We start from the raw sequence: 19826 nt of genomic DNA on the forward strand, positions 1-19826 counted from the left end.
TAACCTGCAAGCCGGCGGTAACCGGCTTACAGGTAATCCCGGAAAACCGGGGTTTTAACTCATTCGGAAATCATTAAAACATTTAAAATTATGAATTTTTCTGCAATAATGCGGAAACCAGGGGCATTGTATGCTTTAATAACTGGTGAACAAGTAAAAAAATATATCATACAGCTGGTGCGTGTAAGTTTTGTTATAATCGTCTTATTATTAACTATTGTTGGGCTTATGCAAGCTACGCCTGTTAAAAGTCAAAATTTGGCTACAGAACAAGTGACGTTTGGTATTAAACAACAAAGCCTGGAAACAGCGCTTAAACAACTTCAACAGCAAACTTCTTTTGTTTATTATTATCGCAGGGCCGATATAAAAACGCTCAGTAATCTTACTTTACCCTACGCCACGCGCACGGTAGAAGAAACGCTTAATGAACTGTTGAAAAACACGTTTATAAATTTCAGACAATCGGGCCAGAGTATTTTTATCGAAAAAGCCAATCAAACTGCTTATGAAGTTCGTGGGCGGATAATTGATATTAATCAAAAGCCTGTTGAATTTGCAACTGTAAGTATTAAAGCAGCTACAACCGTTCACACCTATCAAACTTTGCAAACCGACACAGGCGGCTATTTCAAACTATCGGTAGCTCAAAAAGGGAATTATCTCATCACTATTTCTTCAATTGGCATGGATAGTTTATCTGTTGCCGTGTTATTGGCAGATGTGAGATTACTACAACTTCCTGATATAGTATTAAGTGCAAATTCTATACGGTTAAAAGAAGTTAATGTGACCAGTAAAATACCGTTTATTGAACAAAAAATTGATCGTACGGTAGTTAATGTGGGTGCTATGATCTCAACTACCGGCATTAACGCTTTAGAAGTTCTGGAACGGTCGCCAGGCGTACAGGTAGATGGTAATGGTAAGATCACTTTTAAAGGAAAAACCGGCGTTATGGTAATGATCGATGATAAACCTACATACCTGTCTGGCGATAACCTGGCAAATTATCTAAGGTCATTATCCGCTGCTCAACTTGATCAAATAGAGTTAATGTCTAATCCGCCTGCAAAATATGATGCTGCAGGCGACGCCGGCGTAATTAATATTAAAACTAAGCATTTAAAAAATGCCGGTTTTAATGGCATGGTAAGCGCAAGCGCCGGTAAAGGACAATATTGGCGCAGTAATGAAAGCCTGGTGTTAAATTACCGCCAAAACAAAACTTACCTTTTCTTTAACGGTAGTTACAATCATCAAAAAGATTATCGCCGCTTAACTGTTGGCCGAACCTATTTTGACCCGGCCGGAAATTTAAGATCAACGTATGGTGAGCAGGCCGTTTTTAATCCCGTTACCAAAAGCCCGAATTTTAAATTAGGCATGGATTATTACTTGACCCCTAAAACCACTGTTGGTGTTGTGCTTTCCGGCTTGTTTACTTCATCACAGGATAATATTAATGTTAATAGCGCCATCAAAAATAACATCGGCAAAATTGATTCGACAATTATTGCTAATAACTCTTCAACAGGCAAATTTCATAATGCAGGTATCAATTTAAACTACAGTCATAAATTTGATAGTTTAGGAAAAACCATCACCGCTGACCTGGACTATGTTAAGTATAATGCCAATAAAAATCAATCTTTTTTTAATAGCATATACAATAGCAATAATAATTTGGATGCTGTAGAACAAATTAATGCTAACCTGCCGGCAAACATCAATATATATGCCGCTAAAGTTGATTATACACAGCCGTTAAAAGGTAAATCAAAATTTGAAGCCGGTTTTAAAAGCAGCTATGTAAATACGGATAATGCTGCCAATTATTTTAATGTTATAAACAATATCAGTACGGTAGACGAAAATAATACTAACCGTTTTTTATATAAAGAGAACATTAATGCCGCTTATTTTAACTTTAATAAAGAATTTAAACGTGTTTCTATCCAGGCCGGATTACGTGTCGAAAACACCAACGTAAATGGGCACCAATTAGGTAATGCAAAAAATCCCGATTCAACATTCACACAGCGCTACACAAACCTATTCCCTACAACTTATATTTCGTATAAACTGGATACAACAGGCCATCATCAGTTAAATCTTTCATATGGAAAGCGAATTACGAGACCTTATTATCAGGACCTGAATCCTTTTGTGACTATTATTGACAAATACAGCTATTTTATAGGTAATACTTTGCTAAAACCACAATTTTCGTCTAATTATCAATTGACATATAACTATAAAAGTATATTCTCCATATCATTGGTTTATACCCATATAAGCGGATATCAGGCAGAGGCAGATTTTCAGCGCGGTAATATTTTTATAGCGCAAACCGTAAATTTTGGTCAAAGCATCAACAAAGGTGTAAACGCTTATTTTGCTATTAGCCCTGTTAAATGGTGGGACTTTAATATCTACGCAGAATTGGTCAATAATTCGTTTAAAAGCAACTTGTATGGCACTTATTTAAACACTAACCGTACGTATTATTATTACAACATCAATAACCAGTTTCGTTTAGGAAAAGGTTGGAGTGCCGACCTTGCTATTTTCCATATCTCAAAATCAACTACCGGGCAATTTGTGGGTAATGCACGGGGTATTGTTAATGCAGGGTTTCAAAAAAAGATACTGAATGATAAAGGAGCTATAAAATTAAGTTTACGGGATATATTGAGGCAAAATTTCTCGGCCGGATCGATCACTAATATTCCTGGTGTTGCCGCCACTTACCATAACGATAATGCAAACCGGGCTATATCTTTAGGCTTTAGTTACTCATTTGGCCAATCTGGTAAAACTCCTAAAAAGCGAGACACCGGAAGTTCGGGCAGTGAACAAAATAGGGTAAGGCAATAAAGCAAGTAAGATTAATTTAATAACACATAAGCCCTGAAAAGTTATCAGGGCTTTTTGTGTTATATGCATGTATCACCTATTTTTGCCTATAATGCTTTCCGGTAAAAGTACGCCTGCCGCCCTTATTGATGTTGTAATCAACAAAGGCACGAGTTTTATTAAACTAACCATCTAAAACAAACATAATCAGTACCATAACTGTTATACAACCAACCAAAGCTTATTAATTATGGAAGGTATACACGAAAGATTTTTTGTTCCGGTAAGATCCCGCGGCAAAGTAAGAGAATTTGAAGTAGTGCCAAGCGTAGGCCATTACGCCATATTAGAAAACGAAGAGACGGTGGCCGAGATCATCATCGGCGAGAAAGGTTTGCAGGTAAAAAATAACGTACTGCCTAAAACTGTAATGCAATCATTGCTCGAAAAAATTCAGGAACACGAATTATAAAACAGTTTGGTAACCATTCACCTCACCGGTCAAAAAATATAAAATTGTGTTAACTCCTCTCTCCGCGCGTCATTGCGTGCGTAGCGTGGACAACCGAACAAAGTGAGTTCATTGATGCCTTTAAAAAACAAATTATAAATCAATAATCTCTGCATAGGCTAATCACTAAGCACTAGTGTGGTGATAACACCGACCAGAGGGTGAAACAGTACGCTTGCATGTTTTTTTGGACGAAGTGCAAACTTCGACCAGTGAGGAGTGAGGTTATTTATAACAACCAGTCCTTAATAAACAAACCCTGCTCTACACCGACTTTATTTTTAGCACGCGCTTTAAAGAATTCTTCTAGTTGTTTGTAATTCATCATCCTGCCTTTTTGTGGCGGTACTATATTAATTGCAGGCTCTGTAAGGGTTATTTTAGATGCTTTCCAAATCACATTATCATGCGGTAAGGCAAGTTCTAATATCATTCCTGGTAAACCGGAAAATAATTCCGGTCCGCCTGGTACATGAATATCATCGGTATAAAACGCAACTACATAAACCGAATCGAGCACAAGGGCGTTAGCACGGCGGCATTGATAGCCCATCACATCGCGCGTTTCGTCGGTTATTTTCCATCGAATGTTCCTCATACTATCGGTTAACAGCAGAAAATCGCCTGAAAGGTCTTTCTGTGACATAATCCGTTTATTTGAAAAATCGGTGTAAACTGTATTTTGCTGCTCGGCAAAGGGAACATTAAATAATGGCCGCACACTTATATCGGCAGCCGCCGGAACAAAAATACTTTTACCATTTTTATAGCTCAATGTACTTTTCAATACCTTAAACTGCTGTTGCGTTTTTTTGTATACCTCAAACTTCTCCGCGTCCAAAGCCGTCGGATCTTTTCCGAGCAGCTTTTTAATTACCGCATAGGTATTTACAGTTCTATCGTACTCAATACTAAAAGGACCATTAAACTGTAAGGATTGAGAAAGGGCAGTGTTACAATTCAATAGAATTACGGCAATGCCAAGCCAATAAAGTGGTTTCATATTATTCATTTGTAGTTGTTGTACCAAATTTTGTAAAGTCCCAGGATATGGAAAGCATAAAGTATCGCCTGATGGCAGAAATGCTGGATTGGGTAATGGTATTACCTGATACTGCTCTGTTTATGTTCACATTTTGATTTAAGAGGTCATTCCCAGCAACAGACACTTTAAGATTATTGCCTTTTAAAAAGGCCTTGCTTAATGCGGCATTTAAAAGGGTAACACGTTGCTCAGGCAACATTTCCGTTTTGGCTTTGTACCAGTAGTTTACGTTTGCTGATAATTGTAGCTTTCCTGGTAGATAAAGAATACCGTTTCCTGATGCGGTAAAGCCTGCGGCGTTGTTGTTTACCTGTGGTGTCAGCGAAAAATTGCTCACCGTATAGTTAGACGAGAAGTTACCGGAAATGGAGTATTTGTTTTGTTTAGATTTAGAAAGGTTTAATCCGGCTGAATAGTCGTGGTTTCGCGCGGTGTTTAACAAGCTGTTACTATAGCTGTAGGAGATATTGCCCGCTGTTGTTAAGGTTAGCTCCAGTGAGAGGCCTATTGATTTAATGGATTTTCCATAGGTAGCAAACAGATCATAATTATAGGCCGATCTGCCGTTCAGGTTGCGGTAGGTTATAATTGTTTTACCTAGAGGATCAGTAGTAACATCGTCAACAATTGGACTGGATATAATTGAATAACTGGGGCTTATATAAAAATATGCATTGCTTAACGGCCGGTTACCCCTAAATGTGACGCTAAAGTTATTGGCGTAATAGGGCTTTAAAGCCGGGTTGCCTACCGTTACCACCAGCGGTGTGTTGTTTATTGTTACCGGCTGAATTTGATCTACAGTTGGTTGTGTGTTTCTGCCATTGTAACTTGCTGCAAGCGTAAGGTTTTTTGAGAAAGTGTATTGATAGTTAATTTGTGGTGCCCAGTTCAGGAAATCTCTGTTGCTAACATCGCCCGAATAAATATTAGTCTGCTTAAAATCAACTAATGACACACGCGTACCAAAGTTCAACACCGCTTTATTGCTCTTGAAATTTATAATGGCCCCAGCTTGGTTGTATAACTGGTTAAATTTATAGTGGTTGCTAAAAAGGGGATCCAAAATATCATATCGCCCCGCACCCGATGGGTTAAATGTTTCCCTGCGCGAATCATTATTATTTATACCCAACGCATAATTAAGCATCAATGAAAAACGCTTGCTCAGCGGTTCTGTGTAGGCAATATTGCTACTCAATATCTCATTTTTTATTTCAACGTCCTTATGCTGATCTGTAATTTGCGAGCTGCTAACCAAACCCGCATTATCATAAAAGTTGATCGCAGAATTTAATTGCTCATTAGTGCTGGCCTTGTTATGCGAGAAAACAAAGTTCCACGAAAGCGTGCGACGCGGTTTGCTGATTTTTTTTGTTAGGAACATATTAGCGTTAAAAATCTCTTGCGTGCCATTACTACTATTACTCCTGGCTTCGTTATTTAACAATATATTATTCTCGTCCTTGTTCACTGTGTAAAAATCGCCGGTATTGCGTATAGATTTGGTTGTTCCATCTACATAAAACTTAATGTTTGCCGAAGTATCAATAGCCAACTGGTAAGTAACATCTGCCTTTTGCCTTGAAACGTAGTTTTTAAATGTTTGAGTGGAGTTAGTATTAATGCTGTTTGATGGCAGACTTTGTTGAACATCGGTGGTATTTATCCCGCTTACATCCAGCGATCCTATTTTATAGTTGGTATTGATGGACTGTTTTTTGCCGGCCCATTTGTTATCATAATGAGCGCCTGCGCTTCGCGCTAAGGGATTCCCGCGACCATCGTAAACGCCGGTTGATGCATCCAGATCTCCGTTGGTTGGCAAAGGGACAACACCGTCATCAGGTATTTCCAGGTTACCCGAGCCTAACCTGTTATTATCCAGAAAACCCAGACCCAGTTTGCCGGTATTGGCTATTGTGCCATAGGCCGAAAACTTTTCATCCTTATTAAAACGGTTGGCAATGGCCTGAAGCTGGTAATAGTTATTGGTCCCTTGACCAGCCTCCACCTTTCCAAAAGTACCCTTCCGTTTATCTTCTTTTAATACAATATTGATGGTTTTGGTTTTCTTTCCGTCATCAATACCGGTAAAGGTGGCCTGATCGCTTTTTTTATCAAACAGCTGCACTTTCGAAACCATGTCCGCCCTGATATTTCTTGTCACTAATAAAGGGTCGTCGCTAAAAAACTCCTCGCCATCAACCAGTATTTTGCTAATAGTTTGACCTTGTGCCGTAATACGGCCATTGTTGTCTACCTGTATGCCAGGCAACTGACGCAGCAAATCCTCTACTTTGTCGTTGGGTTGTATAACATAAGCCTTCGCGTTAAATTCTGTAGTGTCCCCCTTCATCTTAATGGCTTTTACGCCGCCATTTATAATAACCTCCTTTAAAAGCGTAGCTTTAAGAGTAATGCCTACGCTGCCAAAATCATAATCGGGCGACTGTTTGTTTAAAGTAAAAGGTGTTACATAGTCAGCATAGCTATGAAAGCTAACCAGCAACAAGTAGCTACCTGTATCTAATTTATTGACAGAAAATGACCCGTCCGCAAGCGTGTAACCAAAAGCCTGCAGCATGGAATCGCGCGCACTTATTATGGTTACTGTTACATTTGGCAGTGCGTTCTTTTCTGTTTTATCTACAACTATGCCTTTAACCGACCAGTTTTTTTGGGCAAAAAGCGTAGCTACACAAAGGCAAAACGCCAGTGTTATCATAACATTTTTCATCATGATTTAATTGTTATATGTGTGTGGTAATTGGCGCTAAGCCCTCTAATCAAATAGCGCGGTTAATTTTTTATCTAATTCAGCAATCCCTTCGGTCCCTACGTAACGCCCTATAATTTCGCCATTAGTTCCAATCAATATCCGGGTTGGTAAAACGCTGACATTAAATTTTCTGTCGATGGCGTTGGTCATATCTATATTATCCTCATTATACTTCACCCCTCTTAAAAGCTGGTGCCATAAGCGGTCAACTCCGGTTTTTCTGATGTATCTTCTCCATGAATCGGTGTCTTTATCATCATCTGCCACACTGATTATATCAAACCCTTTATGCTGATATTTTTTATAAACATTGATAAGGTAAGGCGTATTAGCCAGTCCAGGCTGAGCACTTGTCCAAAAATTAAGCATTACAACCTTTCCTTTTAAATCACTTAAACGTATCTGCTTTCCGTTATGCTCCTTTGCTGTAAAATCTGGAGCCATTGTTCCCGGCGGATTGCCCTCCATTTCAAATATTATGCGGGTAATACTTTTGCCGTAAGAACTGTTTTTTATCTCAGGATCGAAATTGTTAAATAAGCCTTTTACGGTATTAATTGGCCATCCTTTTGCATAAACTACAAGTTGCAAGGCACTTACGTAGGACTGGGGGTGTGTGGTGATATATTCTCGTGCATAGTCTTCAATTTTATTGCGATAAGGTATAAGTTGATCAGTATTTTCTTCCATTTTTTGCTCAATCAAATCAATTTCCTTTTCACTTTTGTGCTGCGCTATGGTTTTTCGCTCTTCTGTTTTAAGCTGTTTCCATTGTGCAATAAGAACAGCTGCACCCTGATTTAAAGAAGCTGATTGTGTTTTAAAGTTTTGATAATCATGCTGGGCGGACGAACCATTTATGGTTATGTGTTCCAGACTTGTATAGCTGCCGGTTGCACTTACTGTGCCCGGATCAATGAAAAAACTCGTATTAACAGGCTTGTTTTTTCCTTTGAAAGCAGTAAGAAACACCAGCCGTGACCCGTTTATATGTCCATTAAAGTCAAATGATCCATTTTTAACAGTGCGGTTTTCTGTAATCGGCTGCCCTTGTTCATTAATGTAAGACAGGCTAACACTATCTATCCCCCCCGATATTTTGCCCGACAGGTTAAATGCTGTTTTAGAAGTTGTTTTAAAAGAAAACCAAAAAACCACGCAAATAAAAAGCACCAGCAGTAACCAATGCCTGGTGTTTCGGGCAGATTGGTGAGTATTTAAAATACGTTCTATTCTGCTTCTTAAAAAATGTTTTTTACCGCTTGCAGCCAATGCTAGTCTAACCTCATCATGCCGGGTTTCCTCTAACTTAACCAGCGCGCTGGCATAAATGAGCGGCTTCCCGGTTTGCGCTACTACCCAATCGTCGCAACGGTTTTCCCGCTCTGCTGTTACTTCCCTACTTATAAGCTGTGCAAAAGGATTGAAAAACAATAAAACACTTACCATCTGTTGTACCAGGTTCAGCACATAGTCATTGTTTTTTATGTGCGAAAGCTCGTGCAGCAATATGGCTTCCACCTCTTCGGTAGATAAAAGCGTAGTTAAGGTTACAGGTAATAATATGATGGGTTTTAAATAGCCTACAATACATGGCACATCTATTAAGCGGCTAAAGCTGACACGCACCTTTTGGTTTATTTTAAACTGCATTGAAAAGGTATTAACCTTAGCCTGCAGGTATTGCGCGTCCCAAAGGCTTTTTTTAATAATTTGGATCTTATTCCATGCTATCCCTAGCATACTCAAATTGATGACCAGGCCGATAAGATATAACGAGGTGATGTAAGGTAACGATGCTTTGAATATGCTGGTAAACGAGATGTTTGAGGGGGCCAGGTTAAACTCAACTAAGTTAGCGTTGGGAGTATAACCTACCTGATGTTTTATATCTGTTGGCGCAGAAACAGGTATGTAATCTCTAGAAACGGAAGGTTCCCAATCATATAGCTGCACCTGTGAAACAAAGGTATAAACAAAAATTGCCGCTATACTGAAAAGCGCGAATAATGAAACAGCGTATTTTTTGTCAGAAGAAAAATCAGGGAACCATAATAAAAGCATTTGCAATGCCACATAAATTATCAGCCCCTGCCATAACGAATGAATAAGCGTTATACCCAAAACCTGTCCCATATTATCAATTAACAACTGCATCATCTATTTTTCAGATTTAAATTGTTCCAGATAATTTTTTAAGAAATCGATCTCGTCCTTCGAAGCCCGATGTTGTCCAAGCGCTTGTACTATCAGATCGGTAGTTGAACCCTTAAAAACGGTATTAATAATTTTATCCAACGCAGTGTGCTGCGCCTGCTCCTGTGTAAAAACCGCTTTATACAAATGACTGCGCGCGCTATCATCACGTTCTATCAACTCTTTTTCAAACATGTTTTGCATTATTTTCAAAGTGGTTGTATACCCCGCGTCTTTGCTTTTTGCTAACTCATCATGCACCTGTCTAACTGTGCATTGCCCCAATTGCCACAGTATTAATAATACTTCCATTTCGGCATCGGTTGGTTTTTGTTGCTCCATAATCTAAACTACGATTTTTGTCGTACAATATTATACGATTTTTGTCGTACTTCCAAATTTATTTTTTTATTTAACCTTTGGTCGGTGTTATCACCATACCATATATGCACGGATGCTCGCGTTAAGGATTGCAATGGATACCGGCCCTGAGCCTAAGGCCTGCAGGCGTATGAATGGAAAGCCTGACCCGCAGGGGAACGCCCAAAAAACACTTACTAATGGCCGAAGTTTTTACTTCGACCCAACCAGCTACTTCCCTACCCTATCTATCGGCCTAAAACGTAAGGCGCTCCAGGTTTCGTTAATAGATATGGCAGCAACTGATGTAATGCCAAATTCTTCGCCCAACTTCCATAGCATATCGCGGTTTATATCGGTTTTTATTTTTGAGGTTCCTTTGGGGTAAGCAAACCACAAAACACTATCAAATTCTATTTGAGTTAGCCGGGTATTCAAAAAATTTAAAAACTCTTCTTTGTTATTTACAAATATCAAGGTGTTGGCACTTTGGGTTTCAGGCGCAAAACTTGTTTTAAACCCATGTTTGATAAATTCGGTCGCTAATGCCGCCGGGGCATCAATAATAATTCCGTCACCTCTGAATTTTAATTTTTTTATTACATCCAGCATATATGTTAATTAAAGTTTTACCCGCATAGCCAAATTAACCACCCGGCCATCAATAGGTGCCCATAATTGTTTAAATGTAGGGTTGGTGATACTGCCGGTGTACAGGCTTTCGTACCGCGATTGCCTGAAATCATTAATATTTTCGCAGTTCAATACAAAGCTCAGGTGTTCGCCAAACTTACGCTCTACCATACCGGCAAAAAACGGGAAGTTGCGTACCCGCACATTTTGGGCAATGTATTGGTTGGTTTCCAGGCTACCCTCCACCCCAAATCGCCATTCGCCCTCAACCTCATAAGCCAGCGTTAACGAAGCCTTATTTTGCGGACTAAACGGCAGGTAAACCACCGCATTATTTAGCGTTTGTTTGGCTATGGTGTGGTTATAACCTAAATAAAACTCCAGGCTATTAACCTTTAAACGCAAATAGGTATCTGTACCTATGGATTTGATTTGATAGGCTGCGTTATTTAAAGATATGGTGCCGTTACCGTTCATAACCGGTACCAGCGGATCAGTAATTTGGGTATAATAAAGGGCCTGGTCAATATCCAGCGTAGCCTCGTCGCTTAAAATGATATGGTAACCGGCATCAAAGTTAACCCCTATAGAACGTTCGCTTTTTTCATGGCCGGTAAGCGGGTTTAAAACCCCAAAACCGGCGGCCAGGTTTTCGGGGATAAAAATATTGGGGGCTTTGTAGCCAAGCCCGCTGCTTAACCTTAGCGACAGGGCATACACCGGTTTATATAAAAACGCTATGCGCGGTAATACAAACCAGCCAAAAACATTATGATGATCGGCACGTAACCCGGTCTCGATCAAAAATTTATCGTCCACATGCCACCCATCCTGTATAAAAGCGCCTACCGTATGGTAAGTAAAATCGTTTAACGGTGTTACATCTGATTGTCTCTTTTTAAAATATGCGCCTATATAATTACCGCCAATTATCAGATCGTGCCCGGTTAACTTAAACAGATCATTTACCTCCAGGTAGTCAGAATATTGGTTACCCTTAAAGTTAAATCCATTGTCAAAATTTGTCAAATTGTAAGTACTAAAGCTACCCTTCGCGGTTAGGCGTTGGGTGCTGTTCAGGTCATTACGGTAATGAAAATCAAAAGTATTACGGGTTGATCTGTTTTTTTCAACGTAACTATGCATAGCATCGGGTTGCCCATTGATAACCTGCATATCCCCTCCCGTTCTGTTGTCGTAAGTAAAAGAATAACCGGCATCTAACTGCGACCGGTCATTGATATAATAAAACAAACGTGGGTGCAGTATCAGGCTGTTAATTTTAGGCACGTCAGAAAATCCGTCCTTATTCACATCCACCGCGCTTTGCCAGGTTTGCTGGGCGGTAAAGGTGATGCCAAATTTTCCAAAGCGCTGGGCGTAATAGCTATTAACGTTACTCTCTTTCAGGTCAGAGCGGTTCAGGGTAAAAGAAAGGTTCCTTTCCTTAGTAGGCGTACGCGAAATGAAATTAATAAGGCCCGCAATAGCACCACCGCCATATAAGGTTGACGATGACCCCTTAATTATTTCTACCTGCTTTAGATCAAGCGGTGGTATGGATAGTACACCAAAGTTACCCGAGAAGCCATCATAAAGCGGCAAACCATCGCGCAATAATTGGGTATAGCGCCCATCCAAACCCTGCATACGGATAGTGGTATTACCCGTTGTGGCTGATGTTTGCTGAATATGAATAACAGAAAGATCGCCCAGTATACTCATTACATTACCGGGTTTGATCATATTTTCCTCTTCCATCTCCTCTAAACCCAATACTTCAACCTTCATCGGCAGATCTTCTATGCGCGAATCTGTCCGGGTAGATGAAATAACGATCTCTTCCATTTCCTCGCTGGCCGGCTCAAGCAAAATAACCTGATCGCCGGGATTTGTAAGCGGTAAGGTTAATTGTAATTGACGGGCCTCATACCCCACCATACTTATGGAAAAGGTTTGGTTACCGGATGGCAGGTCGGTAAATGTTATTCTCCCCAGGCTATCTGTTATTTTAGCCAGGTTGGCACTTTTTAAAGTGACGGTGGCATGGTTAAGCGCGGTTTTTGTTAAACTATCGCGCACTAAAAAACTAACAGCATGCTGGGCAAACGCTACATTAGAAAAAAGTAGCAGCAACAGGAAAATACGTTTCATCTTAAAAAGGTTTAACAATATTACTACAAATTTATTTACAAAGCTCAGGGGTTGGCATTTTTTTAAAGAACGGGTGATGGCGGGATTTTTACCCTTTGAAAAAATAATAAAATTCCATCCAAACAACATCCCCAAAAAAGTGTTTAGTTTTCAATACAAATCATATATTAGCATTTACTAACCCTATACAATTTAAAATGGCTAAAATTTTAATTATTGATGACGAGCGTGCCATACGCAATACCCTGCGCGAGATTTTGGAGTATGAAGATTATGATGTTGAAGATGTAGACAACGGCATTGACGGCCTGGAAATGATAAGCAAAAACGAGTACGACCTGGTACTATGCGACATTAAAATGAACCGCATGGATGGTATGGAAGTACTAACCGAAGCACTGCAAATTAAACCTGATCTGCCATTCATCATGATATCCGGCCACGGCACGGTAGAGACCGCTGTGGAGGCCAGTAAAAAAGGTGCTTTTGACTTTATATCCAAACCACCTGATCTGAACCGCCTGCTGATCACCGTACGTAACGCGCTTGACCGTGGTAGTTTGGTGGTGGAGACCAAAACGTTAAAACGCAAGGTATCAAAGGTTAGGCCTATATTGGGCGAGTCGCAGGCTATTAATAAAATACAAGAAACTATTGACCGCGTGGCCCCTACTGATGCACGCGTGCTGATAACCGGTGCCAACGGTAGCGGTAAAGAGTTGGTGGCGAGATGGCTGCACGAAAAATCAAACCGCGCCAATGCCCCGCTAATTGAGGTTAACTGCGCGGCTATCCCGTCGGAGTTGATCGAGAGCGAGTTATTTGGCCACGAAAAGGGGTCGTTTACTTCGGCTATCAAACAGCGCATAGGCAAGTTTGAGTCGGCATCTGGCGGTACTTTGTTTATGGACGAGATCGGCGACATGAGCCTATCTGCCCAGGCTAAAGTATTACGTGCCCTGCAGGAAAATAAAATAACCCGTGTTGGCGGCGAAAAGGAAATTGAGGTAGATGTGCGCGTAGTAGCGGCAACCAATAAAGATCTGCTGAAAGAGATTGAGGCCGGTAATTTCCGTATGGACCTTTACCACCGCCTAAGCGTGATACTGATACACGTACCACCGCTGACGGAGCGTAAGGATGATATTGCCTTGCTTACCCAAAGCTTTTTAGAGGAGATTTGTACCGATTACGGTATGCCGGTTAAAAAAATATCAGAATCGGCTTTAGAGGCCCTTAAAGCCTTGCCGTGGACGGGTAACATCCGCGAGCTGCGTAACATGGTGGAGCGTTTAATTATTTTAAGCGATAAAACCATTACCGATGCAGATGTGAAAGCATTTGCCAATCCATCTGCACCTGCTACCGCCGCTGCCGGAAACGCGGCGCCGCAGACGGATTTTAACCAGTTTAAAAACTTCCAGGATTATAAAGATTTTGCCGAGCGCGAGTACATCAAATTCAAACTGGAAAAAAACAACTGGAACGTATCAAAAACCGCGGACGATATTGATATACAACGTAGTCATTTGTACAGCAAGATAGAGAAGTACGGGTTGAAGAGAGGGGAGTAATTTCCTCCTATTGTCATCTCGAACGTAGTGAGAGATCTATACACATGTTCGGATTTGCGTGTGTATAGATTTCTCCTTCGTCGAAATGACAAACAAGTGTTATCTTTACCTAAACACAACCCATACGATCATGAAAAAAATCGCCTTTTTAATTGCCCTGTTTGCAATTACCTGCACTACCGCATTTGCACAGTTAACCAAAGAACAACAAATAGCCGAGTGGAAACGCGCTAAGGCGTATACTAAAACTTATTTAGATGCTATGCCTGCCGACGGTTATACTTTTAAACCTACCGACAGTGTACGCACTTTTGCCGGGCAAATGCTGCATATTGTAGATGCCGCCGGCTTTTTTATTCCTACGGCTACAGGTAAAGCTAATCCAATAGCAGCTAATGCCGAAAAAACGGTCCCCCAAACTAAAGAAGCTACTACCAAAGTGGTTATGGATAGCTATGATTATGTCATAAGCGCTATTGAAGCGATGACCCCTGCCCAAATGCAGGAAACGACGACCTTTGCCAATATGCAAATGACCAAAGGTATGATACTGTTTAAAGCGTTTGAGCACCAAACACACCACCGCGGACAAACTACACCATACCTGCGTTTAAAAGGCGTTAAGCCACCGCAGGAAATGTTGTTTTAATATACAAACATACCTTACCCTAATTGTCATTTCGAACGAGGTACGAGGAGAAATCCATACACAGCCTACGTAGCATATGTATAGATTTCTCTCTACGTTCGAAATGACATTTTTTTTAATCTATACTCCCTTTTATTCTTCACAAACATTGCAATTTGCTAAAATTATTAGCAAATTTGTTTTGTGAATCAAAACTCTGTTGAAGTAAAAACCGAATCGAGGGTACTGTTTGTAGATATGGACAGTTACTTTGCCCGTTGCGAGCAGCAGGTTAATTACTGGCTGCGTAACAGGCCCGTGGGGGTATGTGTGTATACCGGCAAGTATGGGTGTGTTATATCGCTTTCAAAAGAGGCCAAAGAACGCGGCTTAAAAGCCGGCCTACGATTAAATGATGCCATGGCCATTTGCCCCGACCTGGTGCCGGTAGAAAGCAATCCTAACCGTTACCGGGAGTACCACACCAAAATAATTGGCGTTTTACAAACTTATAGCAAGGATGTGGTTGCTAAGAGTATTGACGAGGCTATCATTAACCTTACCAACTACCCTCATCTTGACCCGGTTACCGTTGCCAAAAACATTAAACGCGATATTTTAGAAAAAGTAGGCGACTGGCTAACGTGCTCGGTAGGGATAGCACCCAATGCTTTTTTGGCCAAACTGGGGTCGGTACGTGGTAAAAAGGTGGGCGGTTTGTTATTGATAACGCCGCAAAATATTGACGAGATATTGCGCCCGCTAAAACTGGGCGATATGCCGGGTATTGGGGGCAATATGAGTTACCGTTTGGAGCGTGCCGGGATAAAAACACCTTTAGAAATGCGCTATGCCGGGCCGGATAAATTAAAATCTATTTTTAAGGGGATAGAAGGTATTTACTGGCATTACCGCCTCAACTTTATTGAAACCAATATTGCGGCTCAAGATTATAAGGGTATGCAGGCCATGCGCCAGATATCCGCAGAAAAAAGGCAGCACATCAGTTACATTGAACAACTGTTTATGACGCTATGCCTAACGCTGGAAAAACGGATGGTTAGCCATAAATTTTATTGTAAGTCGGTTGCGTTTACGGCTATGTATGAGGATGGTACCCGCTGGGATGATGCTTTTACCATCACTACCCCGGTGCAGGATGCCATCAGCCTGATGCAGATGATACGCATCCGCATGGATAAGTTTGAAAAACTAACCCAAACCCCTCCTATTTTAAACACCCGCATAAACAGTATGCGCGTGGGCGTTACCAACTTTGTAAATAACGGCAATATGCTGTACAGTTTATTTGAGGATATGGACCGCAAGGAAACCGCCTTTAAAACCATGCACGAGATCAAAGACAAATTTGGGTCGGACAAATTGATACGCGCCGTTGAAATGACCGATGGAAAAGTGATCCAAGATGTAATAGGCTTTGGTTCGGTAAAGGATCTGACGGATCTGGATTATAAGGCGATGGGGTAACGGTGTATTTTGCCTTTGTTAAAATCGCACATACTGTTCGGTAAGCGCTTTGTCAATCCCTTTGTCCCTGGCCTTTTTTGCCTGTTTACGTAATATAAATTCAAAAATACTCATCCAGCCGGGCAGGTTACTTTCGCTGATATCAAATAACCAGGCAAGCGCCAGTTTATTTTTGGGGAAGCCATTTTTTTTACATAAACCATCCGTTGCTAAGCCATATCCTATCTGCAAGGATTGCTCAAAACCAACACTGGCGGGTCTTAATTCAACTGTAAACTTACAGGGCGCGCCGCTTCTGTTCCTGAATAAATGATTAATATTTGGTTCCGCGGTGGCAGAATCTCCCGGGTGCAGTGTGTAGATTTTTTTACCTAATCCTACCTGTACCACTCCTTCCAAACAATCAAACTTTTCACTGTAAGTTTTATGGTAGTGCAGGCCCACTCCTCCACCATCGGCCAGTTCAACTTCAACCAATGTATATTCACCATTAGTTTCGGCAGCTGTTTTTAAAAAAATTACGGTGTCCTTCTGTATCGGATTATAAATTTTTCTTAATTGTGATGACATAATGCACTGGTTTATAGATAACTAATATACGAATATTGATTTTGAGTGGTTTTTAATAATAATTCAAAAACACACCGGGCTAAAGCATATTTCAGCACTAAAAAATATCACCTAAAAAACCTACTTTTGCGCTAAATGAAGCACATACGTAATTTTTGTATTATAGCACATATTGACCACGGTAAAAGTACCCTTGCCGATAGGTTGTTAGAATATACCAATACCATTACCCAGCGCGAAAGCCAGGCCCAATTGCTTGACGATATGGACCTTGAACGCGAGCGCGGTATCACCATAAAAAGCCATGCCATACAAATGGATTATGAGCTGGATGGCCAGAAATATGTATTGAACCTGATCGACACGCCGGGACACGTAGATTTCTCGTACGAGGTATCGCGTTCCATAGCCGCCTGCGAGGGTGCATTACTAATTGTAGACGCGGCGCAGGGAATACAGGCGCAAACCATATCAAACCTGTATTTAGCTTTAGAAAATGACCTGGAGATCATCCCGGTATTGAACAAAATGGACCTGCCCGGCGCTATGCCCGAGGAAGTAAAGGACCAGATTGTAGAGCTAATAGGCTGCAAGCGTGAAGAAATTTTAGCCGCGTCGGGCAAAACCGGTATGGGCGTACATGATATACTACGCGCCATCGTTGAACGCGTACCCGCCCCAGTTGGCGACCCGGAAGCACCATTACAGGCTTTGATATTCGACTCGGTTTATAATTCCTTCCGTGGTATTGTAGCTTACTTTAAAGTAGTAAACGGCGAGATACGCAAAGGCGATAAAGTAAAATTCTTCGCTACCGAAAAGCAATACATTGCGGAGGAAGTTGGTACGCTAAAATTAAAACAACTGCCTAAGGACGTGATCAAAACCGGTGATGTGGGTTATATCATATCGGGTATCAAAGAATCGCGCGAGGTGAAGGTGGGTGATACCATTACCACCATTAACCGCCCTTGCGAAACCGGCATACAAGGTTTTGAGGAAGTTAAACCGATGGTTTTCGCGGGCATTTACCCGGTAGATACTGAAGATTACGAAGAGTTGCGCGAATCGATGGCGAAACTGCAGTTAAATGATGCGTCGCTGGTTTTTGAACCGGAATCATCAGCCGCATTGGGCTTTGGTTTCCGTTGCGGTTTCCTGGGGATGCTGCACATGGAGATCATCCAGGAGCGTTTGGAACGTGAATTTAACATGACGGTAATTACTACCGTACCCAACGTATCATACCTGGCTTATTCTACCCGCGGCGAAGAGATCACCGTAAACAATCCATCCGATCTGCCCGACCCAAGTAAAATTGACCGGGTGGAGGAGCCCTATATTAAAGCGACCATTATTACCAAATCTGAATTTGTGGGGCCGGTAATGTCGTTGTGTATACAGAAACGTGGGTTTATTAAAAATCAATCGTATTTGACATCCGACCGTGTGGAACTTGTGTTCGAGATGCCAATGGGCGAGATCGTTTTTGATTTTTATGATAAATTGAAAACCATATCCAAAGGCTATGCCTCATTTGATTATCACCAGATAGGCTACCGCCCGAGTGACCTGGTGCGTTTGGATATCAAACTAAACGCAGAGCCGGTGGATGCTTTGTCATCATTGATCTTCCGCGGTAACTCGTATGATTTTGGTAAAAAGATTTGCGAGAAGCTGAAAGAGCTTTTACCGCGCCAGCAGTTTGAAATTATTATTCAGGCATCAATAGGTGCTAAAATTATAGCCCGCGAAACGGTGAAAGCTATGCGTAAAGATGTTACCGCCAAATGTTATGGTGGTGATATATCGCGTAAGCGTAAATTATTGGAGAAACAAAAGGCCGGTAAAAAACGCATGCGTCAGGTTGGTAATGTAGAGATACCACAAAGTGCGTTTATGGCGGTGTTGAAATTGGATTAAGTAAAACCGATTATATAAATATTGTGTCATTTCGAACGTAGTGAGAAATCTATACACAAGCAGGGTTGCATATGTATAGATTTCTCCTCGTACCTCGTCGAAATGACAATTTGATGTAGGATATATGCAATTACTCGACGGAAAATACGTATCAGAAAAACTTAAGGGAGAAATAGCCGACCAGGCAGCGGCTTATCTGGCAAAAACCGGGCGCAAACCGCATTTGGTAGCCGTATTGGTTGGCCATGATGGCGGCAGCGAGACCTATGTAGCCAGCAAGATCAAAAACTGCGAAAAGGTAGGCTTTCAGTCAACTTTGGTACGTTATGAAGATACCGTTAGCGAAAAAGAATTATTAAAAAAGGTAGAAGAATTAAATGCTGACGCGGATATTGACGGCATCATCGTTCAGCTTCCTCTTCCCAAACATATAGACCCTGAAAAAGTAACCGAGCGTATTGATCACCGCAAGGACGTGGATGGCTTTCACCCCGTTAATTTGGGCCGTATGCAGCGTAATTTGCCTTCATTTATTCCCGCAACACCTTATGGCATTACATTGATGCTGAAAGAATACGGTATTGATACTGCTGGCAAGCATTGCGTAGTAGTTGGCCGCAGTAACATTGTAGGTTCGCCTATGAGCATATTAATGGCGCGCAATACCCAGCCGGGCAACTGTACCGTAACCATTTGCCATAGCCGCACACCTGATATTAAAAAATTCACGCTTGATGCTGATATCCTGATCGTAGCCATAGGCAAAAAGAATTTTATTACGGCTGATATGGTAAAAGATGGCGTTGTTGTTATTGACGTGGGCATGAACCGCGAAACATCAACCACCACCAAATCGGGCTTTAAGTTGTATGGCGATGTGGATTTTGACAATGTTGCTCCAAAAGCTTCGTGGATAACCCCGGTACCCGGTGGTGTAGGCTTAATGACTATTATTGGGTTATTAAAAAACACGTTGGCTTCGGCTAAGAAAGAAGTTTATCCATAATAATCTTCCGCCAGGGATACCCCCCGGGGCAGATGACGCGTTTTTCTATGCGCTAAAATTTCGCGGAGCGGGACAAGGCGTTAATAGCCGGGTTGGT

The 19826-nt window shown here is 41.3% G+C and carries 14 protein-coding genes; 7 read left to right on the plus strand and 7 right to left on the minus strand.

Annotated features, from left to right (window positions below; all coding sequences use genetic code 11):
* The first annotated feature begins 90 nt into the window (after positions 1-90).
* Both ACYVJ6_RS09540 and ACYVJ6_RS09545 read left to right on the plus strand, forming a co-directional pair.
* Positions 91-2880 (plus strand): TonB-dependent receptor, encoded by a 2790-nt coding sequence (locus ACYVJ6_RS09540; protein ID WP_460693828.1) that lies wholly within the window; start codon positions 91-93, stop codon positions 2878-2880.
* Positions 2881-3109: 229 nt separating this feature from the next.
* Entirely contained in the window at positions 3110-3331 is a 222-nt protein-coding gene (locus tag ACYVJ6_RS09545; protein ID WP_460693829.1) for a hypothetical protein, read from the plus strand.
* 268 nt (positions 3332-3599) lie between these two features.
* Here the strand turns inward: ACYVJ6_RS09545 and ACYVJ6_RS09550 are convergent, their stop codons facing one another.
* From ACYVJ6_RS09550 to ACYVJ6_RS09575, 6 genes are all read right to left on the minus strand, one after another.
* On the minus strand, positions 3600-4382 hold the full coding sequence (locus ACYVJ6_RS09550; RefSeq protein WP_460693830.1) for a GLPGLI family protein: 783 nt from the start codon (positions 4380-4382) through the stop codon (positions 3600-3602).
* Positions 4375-7158 (minus strand): outer membrane beta-barrel protein, encoded by a 2784-nt coding sequence (locus ACYVJ6_RS09555; protein ID WP_460693831.1) that lies wholly within the window; start codon positions 7156-7158, stop codon positions 4375-4377. Before ACYVJ6_RS09555 ends, ACYVJ6_RS09550 begins: the two co-directional genes overlap by 8 nt.
* A 42-nt stretch (positions 7159-7200) precedes the next feature.
* Positions 7201-9357: a M56 family metallopeptidase gene (locus ACYVJ6_RS09560; protein WP_460693832.1), complete on the minus strand. Its 2157-nt coding sequence runs from the start codon at positions 9355-9357 to the stop codon at positions 7201-7203.
* Entirely contained in the window at positions 9358-9735 is a 378-nt protein-coding gene (locus ACYVJ6_RS09565; protein WP_460693833.1) for a BlaI/MecI/CopY family transcriptional regulator, read from the minus strand. It lies immediately after the preceding gene.
* 249 nt (positions 9736-9984) lie between these two features.
* Entirely contained in the window at positions 9985-10365 is a 381-nt protein-coding gene (locus ACYVJ6_RS09570) for a hypothetical protein (RefSeq protein ID WP_460693834.1), read from the minus strand.
* A gap of 9 nt (positions 10366-10374) precedes the next feature.
* Complete coding sequence (locus ACYVJ6_RS09575) at positions 10375-12540, minus strand: TonB-dependent receptor (RefSeq protein WP_460693835.1); 2166 nt, start codon at positions 12538-12540, stop codon at positions 10375-10377.
* Between the two features lie 197 nt (positions 12541-12737).
* Between ACYVJ6_RS09575 and ACYVJ6_RS09580 the strand changes: the two genes are divergently transcribed.
* The 3 genes from ACYVJ6_RS09580 to ACYVJ6_RS09590 all read left to right on the plus strand — a co-directional run bounded on the left by ACYVJ6_RS09580 (position 12738) and on the right by ACYVJ6_RS09590 (position 16230).
* A complete protein-coding gene (locus tag ACYVJ6_RS09580; protein WP_460693836.1) occupies positions 12738-14114 on the plus strand; it encodes a sigma-54-dependent transcriptional regulator in 1377 nt (458 codons plus the stop codon).
* 130 nt (positions 14115-14244) lie between these two features.
* A complete protein-coding gene (locus ACYVJ6_RS09585; RefSeq protein ID WP_460693837.1) occupies positions 14245-14763 on the plus strand; it encodes a DinB family protein in 519 nt (172 codons plus the stop codon).
* Positions 14764-14946: 183 nt separating this feature from the next.
* Complete coding sequence (locus tag ACYVJ6_RS09590) at positions 14947-16230, plus strand: DNA polymerase Y family protein (RefSeq protein WP_460693838.1); 1284 nt, start codon at positions 14947-14949, stop codon at positions 16228-16230.
* Between the two features lie 18 nt (positions 16231-16248).
* Here the strand turns inward: ACYVJ6_RS09590 and ACYVJ6_RS09595 are convergent, their stop codons facing one another.
* Complete coding sequence (locus tag ACYVJ6_RS09595) at positions 16249-16800, minus strand: cupin domain-containing protein (protein ID WP_460693839.1); 552 nt, start codon at positions 16798-16800, stop codon at positions 16249-16251.
* A 135-nt stretch (positions 16801-16935) separates the two neighbouring features.
* Here ACYVJ6_RS09595 and lepA point away from each other — a divergent pair, with 135 nt between their 5' ends.
* Both lepA and ACYVJ6_RS09605 read left to right on the plus strand, forming a co-directional pair.
* On the plus strand, positions 16936-18723 hold the full coding sequence (gene lepA / locus ACYVJ6_RS09600; protein WP_460693840.1) for a translation elongation factor 4: 1788 nt from the start codon (positions 16936-16938) through the stop codon (positions 18721-18723).
* Between the two features lie 124 nt (positions 18724-18847).
* Complete coding sequence (locus ACYVJ6_RS09605; protein WP_460693841.1) at positions 18848-19729, plus strand: bifunctional 5,10-methylenetetrahydrofolate dehydrogenase/5,10-methenyltetrahydrofolate cyclohydrolase; 882 nt, start codon at positions 18848-18850, stop codon at positions 19727-19729.
* Positions 19730-19826 lie beyond the last annotated feature (97 nt).

The organism is Mucilaginibacter puniceus, from assembly GCF_054783175.1.